The 11672-nt window shown below is 48.5% G+C and carries 7 protein-coding genes; 1 reads left to right on the top strand and 6 read right to left on the bottom strand.

Going from position 1 to position 11672, the window contains the following annotated elements; genetic code table 11:
• From ASG89_RS00005 to ASG89_RS00030, 6 genes are all read right to left on the bottom strand, one after another.
• A partial coding sequence (locus ASG89_RS00005; RefSeq protein ID WP_057308267.1) for an enolase C-terminal domain-like protein occupies positions 1–813 on the bottom strand: 813 nt, incomplete at its 3' end.
• A 111-nt stretch (positions 814–924) separates the two neighbouring features.
• Complete coding sequence (locus ASG89_RS00010; RefSeq protein ID WP_057308268.1) at positions 925–2202, bottom strand: enolase C-terminal domain-like protein; 1278 nt, start codon at positions 2200–2202, stop codon at positions 925–927.
• A gap of 1 nt (position 2203) precedes the next feature.
• A complete protein-coding gene (locus ASG89_RS00015) occupies positions 2204–3127 on the bottom strand; it encodes a Gfo/Idh/MocA family protein (RefSeq protein ID WP_057308269.1) in 924 nt (307 codons plus the stop codon).
• 69 nt (positions 3128–3196) lie between these two features.
• Positions 3197–4162, bottom strand: coding sequence for a PLP-dependent cysteine synthase family protein (locus ASG89_RS00020; RefSeq protein ID WP_057308270.1), 966 nt, complete (start codon positions 4160–4162; stop codon positions 3197–3199).
• 28 nt (positions 4163–4190) lie between these two features.
• Positions 4191–5141, bottom strand: a complete 951-nt coding sequence (locus tag ASG89_RS00025) for a carbon-nitrogen hydrolase family protein (RefSeq protein WP_057308271.1) — start codon at positions 5139–5141, stop codon at positions 4191–4193.
• A 108-nt stretch (positions 5142–5249) separates the two neighbouring features.
• On the bottom strand, positions 5250–7133 hold the full coding sequence (locus ASG89_RS00030; RefSeq protein WP_162259657.1) for a glycoside hydrolase family 36 protein: 1884 nt from the start codon (positions 7131–7133) through the stop codon (positions 5250–5252).
• A 259-nt stretch (positions 7134–7392) separates the two neighbouring features.
• Between ASG89_RS00030 and ASG89_RS00035 the strand changes: the two genes are divergently transcribed.
• Positions 7393–11508, top strand: coding sequence for an OmpL47-type beta-barrel domain-containing protein (locus ASG89_RS00035; protein WP_057308273.1), 4116 nt, complete (start codon positions 7393–7395; stop codon positions 11506–11508).
• The last annotated feature ends 164 nt before the right edge of the window (positions 11509–11672 follow it).

The following is an 11672-nucleotide window of genomic DNA, read 5'->3' on the forward strand; positions in this document are numbered from 1 at the left end:
TTTGGCCCAGTCCATCAGCCTTGGATCGGCCTGTCCTTCACCGTCGGCAATTTTGACGGACAACCCGTTCTTCTGCATCCATTCCTTCAGATTTTCGTACAGCACGTTGTCTTCATGGAATACTTCTTCAATCCAGTACAGCCGGCTTTCCGCCGTTGCGAGCAGCACTTCCTTAGTCAGATTCAGGTTGTAACCGTTATTGGCGTCAATCATAATGCGCCCTTCCGGTCCTGCTACCTCTCTGACCGCTTTAATAATGGCGATATCGCGGCTCATGCCTTCCCGCAGCTCCATCCAGCGAGCCCCACGGCCTGTCTTGATCTTGAAATTGCGGTGTCCCCTCTCGTAGCCTTCTTCAGCCTCCTGCTTGATGAATGCGACGGCTTCCGCTTCGCTGCGAATAGGCAGATCATCGAAATATAGCGTCGTATCGTAGCAAGGTACTTGAAGACTACCTGCTGCAGCCGCTTCATCTGTGGCAAACAACCGGTAGACTGGTTTTCCTGCGACTTTACCTAGCCAATCAAGAAGTGGGAACTCCAGACCGCGAAATTTCGGTGCTACAGCTCCGGACGGCTCGAATATATCCGCTACCGAAGCTCCCAGCAGCTCACCCGCCAGTTCCTTGCCGATTCTGCTGATGCCGAATCCGGTAATACCACCGATCTCCACCTTCGCGATTCGAACCTCAGGAAATTTGCCGTGCACCCCTAAGCGTGCGTTGCATCCTGCTTCACGCGGACGTTCGCCTGGCAGCATCGCCCATTCGATTCGATCGATCAACCAATCCTTTTGTAAGAAATTCAAGTTCATCGCCATTTCCTCCTAAACATNACGCGGACGTTCGCCTGGCAGCATCGCCCATTCGATTCGATCGATCAACCAATCCTTTTGTAAGAAATTCAAGTTCATCGCCATTTCCTCCTAAACATGATAACCACTCCGACTGAATACGCCACCACTATGCTCATAGAATTCAGGGAGCAGTTGGAATTGCCCATCAATGGTCTGTATCCAGCTACCTTTAGGCATTGGATGCTTTCCTTGCATAACTTCCCAGTTGGTATAGTTTTGCTTGCCATTGGATTCGATCAAGCCCATGGAGAGTCCCGGCACAGGCAGCAGATGCGCTGCAAGATTCTTATTCCAATCAACCATAATCGGATTCGCAGTCAAGTCAGCACAGAAGCAAGGAATGCCATGTTCACCAGCTAGCTTCGCCACTCGCAAGCTCATGCTCATCGTCTTGGCTACCGGCTTTAGGGCAAAGGCCCCGTACCCCATTTGGATTCTCTCCAAAGCATCCTTTTCATCATGTACACTTTCATCGCCTGTCACCCTTACTGGAATATCGGAAACATCCACATGAATATGCTCCGGAAACGGCTCTTCCACCAATAAAATGTGATCTAGTGCCCCTATTCGCTCTGCAGCGTCCAGTAATCTCCAAAGAAGCTCCTTGCTTTCATACCGCCCGTTGATGTCTAAGTAATAAGCAATTTTTCCGTTTGCTGTGTGATGGCAGACACGGTTCCCTGCAATACGGTGTATCTCTTTCAACCTTTGTATATCCCATTCTAACATTTTTTGGGGATCTCCGTCCTGGTTTGGATCCGAGCCCAATTTAATTTTCAGTACAAAATAACCTTCGTCAAGCAACGCGACAACATCCGCCTCTGTCATCCCATAAGAAACGACCGGTGTACATGCAAGCCGTTCATGCCGAGTCGCCACCATAGAACTGTACTCTTCTGGAATCAGCTCTGTAAAACGGGCTCCTGGTTTTTTATGGCTCAGCAGCATCCAAGCTGCATGATCGACAGGAACTAATGCATTCAGCGCAAAGGTAACTCTGAGCGGGTTCCCATTCCAAACGCGGGAGGCATGTTCATAGGCCTGCTCCACCAGAGGATCCAGAATATCCATTGGGGTTTCGAATGTTGTATGCTGAGCGGCTAACAACACATGTTTGGTGATCTCATTCATGAATACATTGCCTCGTTCATTGCCCCACCCCGTATAGACCTGTGGATCAGACCAAAGAATGCTCTGAACACCGAGTCCCACACCGATATCCCCCTCCGAATCCTCCAAGGAAACGAGAGACTGCCAGAGCTCACTCACATAGCCGCCTTTGAAGCCGAATGGAGCGAGTAACGGTTCACGTTCAACAATCAGATTCGTTTTTTTAATCTTTATCATCCTAGTGTCCCTTCACTTTCAATCGATATTGTGCAGCGAAAGCGGCCCCTTCGTAACCTTGATCTTCGTCTGATAATTGCTTTAAGGCTATGTGTTGGCCACCCGACAAGAACGATTTTCTAGCGGCCAGCGCAGCGAGTTCCGCCTCAAGCAATTGACTTAATGGAGCGAAAGTTTCCGACTCCCCAGCTAAGTAAGGCAAGCTCGCTTCCAAGAAAGAACGATATAATCGGCTGCTATCCACCTGCAAATGCTTAACGGTCTTCTCGGTTACAATCGTCGCATAAAAGGGTAAATATCCTTGTGTCGCTCCGACACTTAGAAACCCCTTGCGCCCATCCTGCCAGATGAGTTCCATTTGATGCTGTAGATGTAGACCAGTGGAACGTACGCTTTCGATTCCCGGTCCCATGATGGCTTGCAGCAAATAAAAAGCATGTATGCCGTAATTAAAATCATCAACAGAACAGCCCGCCAACATAGTCACAATTGGGTCGTTCAGATCATGCTGCTGATGCCATTCTTTGGCCTCTACGCACACACTTAACGAAGAACCGCCTGTCATGCGAATACCAGTTCGTTCCCACTCCAAGAGTTGCCGGATGTCACGCATGTTCCCTGCCATTGGCTTATCAATGAATATAGCTTTACCCGCATGGATAAAAGGACGTGCACGCTCAACATGCAAGTCCCAGTTCACACTGTGGATAATTACCGCATCTACGAGGTGCACCATGTCTTCTAACGATTCACAAACAGTCTTGATTTCGTGTCTCTCGGCAAATTGTGAGGCATATCCTTCCTCATGGACGGTTCCCCCATCGAATACGGCAACAACCTGATGTCCTAATTCCTTGATGATAGGCACCCAATTGCCCGGATGTGATGTGTCTAAATCTACAATTCCAATTCGTAGCGTTTGCATTCTTAATGCCTCCTATATAAAGCTCTATTCCCCAAGCGTCGCTCATATGTTTGTACCGACGTTATTCGTTTACGGGTACAGATCGGTGCTTAAATATTTCAATCCTGAATCGTTAATGGTCAATACGATCCGTGCACCCTTCTCTCGAGACTTCAGCAGTTGCAAGGCTGCAGCAATGTTAGCCCCAGAAGAAAAACCCGCAAATATTCCCTCTTCGCGCGCTAATCTTCTACAAGCTTCAATCGCTTCTTCATCGGTAACCGTCAAGAAATCAGAGATCAAGCTTCGATCAACCAATGGCAGCGCCATACGATAACCGCCGCCTTGCAGCCTGTGGTTCGGATTGGTCTGCGCTCCACCGGCCAGATAAGGTGCCCCTTCCGGCTCGACCAAATAACTGCGAATGTCAAGATTATAGGCATTCAACTTTTTGGCACAGCCAGCAAACGTTCCACCACTTCCTGCAAAGTCAAGAAACACATCGAATTCGCCACTCGTTTGCTCCCATATCTCTTCTGCTGTATGTAACTCATGAGCGAGTAAACTCCCTCGATGATGGAATTGATCCGCACGGAATGCGCCTCGCTCTTGCACGATTTGGAGAGTTTCGGCATCTACCAGCGCAAGATCCTCGCCAGACACTTGTCCGGGCATGGAGCCAGCTGCTTGTTCGACCAGTACGACCTCAGCGCCCAGCGCACGCATCATTCGCGCTCTCTCCATCGAATTCCCTTTCGACATAACCGCAACAAACGGGTACCCTTTCACCGCGCAGACGATAGCAAGCCCAGTTCCGGTATTGCCGCTAGTCAGCTCCACGACGGTCTGACCTGGCGTAAGCGCGCCATCCAGCTCTGCTTCTTCAATGATTTGAAGCGCAATGCGATCTTTCTTGCTAAAACCAGGATTGAAGTATTCGAGCTTGGCATAAATTTCTCCGTCTAATTCCTTGGTTAACCGGCTCAATCTAACCATTGGTGTGTTTCCAATCGCTTGATGAGCGCCATCCAGAATGGTTCTACGATAGTCGACCATTTGCCCCACTCCTTCTAACAATCCCAATTCAAGGTTCTATTCGCCCAGGCATGCACCTGGACTCTCCAGCACGACGGAAATAATCATCCATCAGCTCTAGACCAAACTCTGCAATAATATCTTTCACAGTCAAGTCCTCAGTTTCGCAAGTCAACAGTACACAGCCTAGAAAACCAGGGTCATGAATCTTGACTTTCGTCCCATATTTCTGTTTGATTTTAAGAAAATGTGCCCCATTCTCATCAATATGAATGACGGCGTAATCCAAATTAATCTTGGTTGTAATAAATGAATAGTAATTCGTGCTCTGTGCAGCCACCTCTCCCAATGGCGTTACAACTGTACAAGGCAATCCCGATATCGAGCCGGCAAAATAAGATCTGCAGGAATAAGCCCAATAGTTTTGCATAATCCCTCCATGATACATGGAAGGAAATACGATCAAATCGGGCTTTGCTTTCGCATACTGCTGCCGAAGCTCATCAAAGTTCAAATCAAAGCATATCGCTGCTGCAACTCTCCCGAAATCACATTCAAAGATGGGGGCTTCCTTCCCATAAAGAATCTGATTCTTGTTATATTCATCGGGAACCAGATGGTTTTTATGGTATGCCCCCATCACTTGACCATCGCGATCAATTAACTGCATCGCATTGCGCCAGCTGCCGTCCTCCGCTTCTATATGTGCTGGATACGTGATATAACAACGGTTCATCTTGGCAACGCCTGCCAGAAAATCGCGGATTTGATTCTTTCGAACCCGATAATAAGCTAGTTTTTGTTCTTGCGGGTATTTCCTTTGATCCGGCCTGTCACAGGCTTCATGCAGGACAATCAAATCTGGACGATCCGGCAGCACCTGGTCCAGCTGACTCTGCCAATGCTGGATCATCAGCTCAACCGCCTCTTGAGCTGGGATATGTGCATCGATCACCAACGGTCTAGGACCCAAACAACTTATCGTTACATAATTTGCCATGGATGTTCTCCACCTTAAATGAAATGTACGCTCATTGAATTGAATATATCTAACACGTTCTCACCTCTGGTTCTCATGTTCCGAATATCTCTTCCGGTTCTATGAGAGTTATGCCTCGGAAACCCACCAAGCCTGCGCTGTATGAGGTTCCATAATGATTTCTTCAGCTGCTAAAATAGTGATTGGTTTCCGGCTCCAAAATTCTTCGTGTGGTCCCTTCAAGCCAGCAAATGGCTGAGGCAGCTTCCTCGGCCTATAATCATCGCTAAGATTGAATATAGCCAGAAGTTTGCGCCCCTCCCCCTGTGCAACGACAATCGGCAAATCATCTCCATCATAATCGAAAAGATTGATCGGCACTCCGCGTTTAATCGGTTCCTGAAGAACTGTGGAAAGGATAGCCAAACCAGCTTCATTTAAATGTTGCAGCGCATCCCCGAGAACCATATCTCCGCCGGTTAAATAGCAAGCAAGCAGCAGTGTCTGCGCTTCAGCCAGATTCATCTCTCGTCCGGCATACCAGTTGGCACCCGAATGCCAAGGCTTTTTGGGCAAGCGCCGACTCAAAAGGACATCATCCGTGGTGCGATCACACCTGACAATAGCGAAATCAGGATCAGTGTTTCCTACCGTACCTTGCATCCACCAACGTGCAAACATAGACCTTATATTTTGCCGGATATGGCTCCAGTAATGGTGAATATCTCCCGTCGTTCTGTGTGAATCGGCAAATCCGATAACCGCCTCGTAAGGGGCGCCGCATGCAAGCAAGTAGGCATCCTCCCCAATAGATTCGCGTATAAGACTGAATAGTTCACGAAGCATGCTAGCTGGTGTTATATCATCACGCGAGAAGCGGGAAGCGCCTAGCAGCATCTGCGTAAAATCGCATTTAAAATATGTAAATCCTGCCTGCCGTAACTGGGTGTATACCGTACATAGATGCTCCCGCACTTCAGGATGAGTGATGTCGAGTTGAGCCATGGAGCCGTATCCTATACTTACATGGTAGGGATTACCGGCTTTATCGTCGACAAACCAATCCGGATGCTCCCTATATAAGGAGGTAGAACAATTCACCATGAGCGGTGCCGTCCAAATCCCTGGCTCGAAGCCGTCCGCACGAATCGTTTCACAAAGCGCCTTAAGCCCGTTGGGAAATTTCCAACCCGCTTCCCAAATCCCCCACTGGGATTGATATCCTTCGTCGATCACGATATAGCGAATCGAGTCTGCAAATTGTTCTTGTGATGTGCGAGTATTTTCAACAATATCGCGTTCTGAAACAGCCCCAGCATAATAATCCCATGAATTCCAGCCGGTTACACGCTTACTCTGCAAAGATTGAGGAAGACGATTTCGAATGAGCTCCGCATATTGTTCTAACAATAGATTCCCTTCCTTGCCGTGAAGAATGATCAAGTGGGCCAGCACCTCCTCTGAATTCGAACTCATCCGGCGAGGCGAGGCTAATTGAACGCTTAAGCCGAAAGCGCCGTCTCGATGCGCACTTTCGTGCAGAATTGGGAAGCTAACGAAACAATCTTCATATGGCGGCAAAGCGCCTAACAGCAACGCTTCGCCAGGCAGTCTGCGAGATATCACGGTAACCATGGAAGAGGCTTCAGCCGGATCCGACCAATCGTTAGGACGATGAACAGGACGTACACCTGCAAGTTTTTCGAAACATTGGGAATGATGAAGCTGCACATAGCTTCTAGCATCCAAATACGGAGAAACATCCATCGGTTTCCATTCCAAGCCGATATTGCGCATGTGAATATCATGAACGCCATGATTATGAAACGTAATACTTCTGACGGCCTGATCTTGACTACAGCTAATAGAGACAGCCAAAACATCCCATCGCCATGTCCGTTGGCCGCTGTCCACATCTTCCTCAATAAGCGCGTCGCCGCATTCGAATGTTCGATCGGAGCACTCGATCCGCAAAGAAGCCCGATCCCATTGAAACTGATTGAATAACTGCAATTCCATGCCCCCCATTCATACACTCATCCAACATAAACTGGAATACAAACAAAAGAAAAGTGCAAGATCTGTACTTTTCTCTCTTATGAAACTGCACGTTTTATATTTTTAAGGTTGAATTGCCGTGGTTCACAAAAATATAAATGTTTCAACTTGATTCAGGAGAAAAGTACGGATATTTGACTTTTTATTATTTGGCCAATTGGTAAGTTAGAAGTATGGATATTATCCATAACAACTTATCAAGGAGGACTGTATAATGCGAAAAAAAACAATGCTTGGTTATGGCTTGGCGTTAACGATGACGCTAGGTTTTGTCGGCGGGTTACTGCCCGTACCAAGCGCATTTGCGGCTGCAACGACCTACTACGTGGCTCCGAACGGAAATGACGCCGCAGCTGTGAACACAGAGGCGACCCCCTTCAAAACCATCAATAAATGTGCGCAAGTAATGCTGGCCGGGGACACTTGCATCATCGCATCAGGTACGTATCGTGAGACGGTTACTCCAACTGCGTCTGGAACTAGCGGCCAGCCCATTACCTTTAAGCCAGCCCCAGGCGCAACCGTAATTGTAAGCGGTACCGAGCCGATCAGTGGCTGGACACAACACACAGGACAGATTTATAAAGCCGATCTGACTTGGAGCTTAGGGAAAGAAAATCAGCTTTTTGTAAATAACGGCTCGGCTGTTGCTCCTCTTTGGGAAGCGCGTTGGCCAAATATAAGCGAATACACTCTGCCAGGCTTAAAAGCGGGTGTTGCGACTGCAGATGCTGGGTCAGCGACGTCAATTGTTGATTCGGATCTGACGCAGCCTACTGACTTTTGGAAGAACGCGTTGGTTTGGGAAAGAGGTGGGAACGCCTACCAAGGCATGACCAGCAAGGTAACAGGTTACAATAGTGCGACCCACACCCTGACGTACGAACCGATTACGGGTGACTATCTGGAACTGTATCCTCGGCTCGGCAGCACGTATTTCCTCAGCGGGGTTTTAGGCGCATTGGACGCTCCAAACGAATGGTATGTGGATGAGGCTGCTCAAAAGGTATACTTATGGGCGCCTGATGGGGGGGTACCTTCCAACGTTGAGGTTAAAAAACGCAAGACCGCATTCAATTTGAACGGAAAATCCTTCATCCAAATGAAGGGGATTCGCACCTTCGCTGCCAACATCACGATGAACGGTTCCAGCAATAATGTTTTAGATAGCATACAGGCTGATTATGTGTATTTCTCGAACTTTTCACAGAATACGACGAATGCCGATCAGCTTAATGGCGGAATCAGCATTGTTGGAGACAACAACGAAATTAAAAACAGTAAGATAGCCTACTCCTCGGGAACGTTGATTAATATTGAGGGGAACAGTAACCGCATTGTGAACAACGTTATTCGTGATGGCAGTTATATGGCCTCCTACGATCCTCTCGTCAAGCTTTCAAGCGGGACCAGCAACCTGATCAATCACAACGATATTCGGAATTCGGGAAGATTCAATATCTATTGGAGATCGGGCAGCGGAGAAATCTCTTATAACGACATTTCGAATGGGATGTGGCTATCCCGAGACGGCGCACTGCTCTATAGTTGGGGAGCCGATATGGGCAACAGCAACATTCACCACAATCTGATTCACGACAGCAAAGGCTCTGATATGAGCGTCGGCCTCTACTTTGACAATTATGCTAACAATGTCGTGGCGCATCATAATGTTATCTACAACAACGACGTGGGGATTCAGCTTAATACGCCGGGCAATTACCGACTCATCTATAACAACACGGTCGTGAATAATAAAACGAGCAGCGTCGGCTTTTGGGGATCTCCACCATATAACCAGGAGTTATTTGGATCGAGGGTGTATAACAACATTTTTACGAACAGTGTCTCCTTAACGACTGATACGGCAAACGGTTATAATACAACGTCGAGCACCGGCGTGAATTTTGTTAATCCCTCTTCAAACGACTACCGGTTAAACCCGGGTTCAACAGCCATTAACGCAGGTGCGGTTATTAAGGGGATCACGGAAGGTTACGTAGGTCCAGCCCCAGATGCAGGTGCTTTCGAGTTCAGCGGGGCCGATTGGCAGGCAGGGCCAGATTTCGTCAATCCGCCGAGCGTGACCTATGTTCCGATCGATACGCCTTATATGAACCTCATTCTGAACAGCGGCTTTTACGGCAATACGGATAAATGGCTGAAATGGACGACAAACGGGACCACGGATGTTCAATCCGTACCCGCGTCTCCCGACTGGCAGGTCAGAGGAAGACAATTCCGTTTGAAGTTGGGGCCAGGTGGAGCCGGTGTGGAACAAAAAATCACGGGTCTTAAACCGGACACCGAATATAAATTTGTAGCTTGGGTGTACAATGAGCCTGGGGAATCCATCGTTCTCGGCGTGTTTAATTATGGCGGAAACGCGATTGATATAACTGCGAAGGAAACTCAATTTGTTCGCAAAGAGATTACGTTCCGAACAGGCCCTACGAATACGGATGCCAGAGTGCGCATCTATAAGCCTGGATCAGCGGTTGGCCTTTCATACGCGGACGATACCGGTCTGATTGAGAATACGCCTTTCGATTCTGGCGTAAGCCAAAGCCTGTTGAAAGACGTGCAGTTTGCAACACCGACTAATCTTTTCACTGTGGGACAGCAAGGTACGCTGAATATTAACGGAACGCTGCAAAACGGCTTGCCAGCGGACCTCTCCACGGCTGATGTTCAACTTGTTTCCAGTGACCCTCAGGTCCTTCGTATCAATAGCGCAAGCAATGGTTCCGCATCCGTGACAGCCCTCTCGGAAGGTCAAGTCACCATATCGGCAACGGTTTCCAAGGATGGGATTACCAAAGCAGCTACGCAGATTTCCACTGTCTTCCCTACGGGTGGTTCGGATACGGGAGCGACAGGTTGGACGTTAAAACAATACGGCACCCACAGCAAGGGCTTCGTCACAGTCGGTACCGATGGCAGCTACTCACTTGTAGGCGTTGGGGACAATGTATGGGACAAAACGGATGACTTTGTCTACCTAAGTAAAAACGTACATCTATCCGACCCTAACATTAAAGTTACGGTGACAGCTACAATTGACACCTTCGATTTTCCGGATCCAGCATCGGTCGGTTTGATGTTACGCGCCCAAGACACGGCGGACTCGAAGCATGTTCAGTTCCGAACGGACGGAACTGGCAAGGTACTCCGATATGTATTCCGCAATAGCGAGAGTATTCTGGATTCGCAAAATCCGCCTGCCCAGCAAAAATACTGGGGTTCGTCGACAGGCCTGCTGCTGGACTATGCGGGCAAAAGCATCAACTCCCCGTTCCAGATGAAGCTGGTCAAAGAAGGCAACCAAGTTACTGGATATTACTATAAAGATTCACAATGGCTATCCATCGGTTCCACGACTGTGGAGTTTGAAGGAACCGACTTCCTTGCAGGGATCGGGATGTTCTCAGGAAGCGGAAAGCCGCCGGTTAAGGCAGTCATCTCGCAGCTGGACGTACATGTGGAAGAAGTCCTTTCTTCCGTTTCGATGACTGCGGACAGCATGTATGTAGGTGCAGGAAACTCGGCGGCATTAACAGTGACCGGTACGGTATCCGATGGGAATCGAGCAGATCTGAGCCAGGCAACGATCGTGTTCAAAAGCGACAATCCCGCCGTTGCGAGCGTTGATGGCAATGGACAAGTGACCGCAACTGGAGAAGGCATCACTTCGGTACATGCATCCGTTACGCTCGGAGGCGTAACCAAGGAAGCGAACGTAGGGCTCTTAGCTGATCTCAGTGCACCAACCACGGTAGCTGAATCGGTCTATGGAGCACAGACAGTGGTAGCCCTCTCGGCAACCGACAATCTCTCCGGCGTCGCAAGAACCGAATATCGAATCGGTGCCAACGGAACTTGGAACACGTATACGGGACTTATTATAATCGCGCAAGGTGGCACAAATACGGTCCAGTATCGTTCTGTCGATAAAGCGGGCAATGCAGAAGCAATCAAAACCATTATCATAGGCAGCTTGGACGTCACTGCTCCTACTTTGTCCGTAACATTAGACAAAACAGTAATATGGCCGCCAAACAAAAAGATAATCGCCATTAAAGCCACTGTGAACGCTAGCGATGCGGATTCTGGCTTGGCATCGGTCATATTGACCTCTATCACCTGCAGCGATCCAACCAGCAGCCCAAGCGACATTCAAGCAGCAATCGGTACTTCAGCTACGACGTTCAGTCTGCGAGCAGAAAAGGATCGTACCTATACGATCACCTACGTAGCTACCGACAACGCAGGCAATAAAACGGTTGTTACCAGCGATGTCACCGTTCCTCGTAATATGGCCGGGAACTAAACAGTAGGAAATACCAAAAGGAGCTAAGCGATTTACAGGCTTAGCTCCTTTTGGTATTCACATTGCAGACTGCGCCGCCCCTTTTCGGTACGTTATGGTGGAATGGACACTGAGATTCGTTCAATTCCAAATAAGAGTCTGCCATAACGTAATTTACTCCACAT

Source organism: Paenibacillus sp. Soil766 (genome assembly GCF_001428105.1).
In the GTDB taxonomy this organism is placed as follows: Bacteria; Bacillota; Bacilli; order Paenibacillales; family NBRC-103111; genus Paenibacillus_E.

Coding starts and splice junctions, on each gene's coding strand:
- ASG89_RS00035 (WP_057308273.1), top strand. CDS start 7,393: ATGCGAAAAAAAACAATGCTTGGTTATGGCTTGGCGTTAACGATGACG.
- ASG89_RS00025 (WP_057308271.1), bottom strand. CDS start 5,141: ATGGCAAATTATGTAACGATAAGTTGTTTGGGTCCTAGACCGTTGGTG.
- ASG89_RS00015 (WP_057308269.1), bottom strand. CDS start 3,127: ATGCAAACGCTACGAATTGGAATTGTAGATTTAGACACATCACATCCG.
- ASG89_RS00020 (WP_057308270.1), bottom strand. CDS start 4,162: ATGGTCGACTATCGTAGAACCATTCTGGATGGCGCTCATCAAGCGATT.
- ASG89_RS00010 (WP_057308268.1), bottom strand. CDS start 2,202: ATGATAAAGATTAAAAAAACGAATCTGATTGTTGAACGTGAACCGTTA.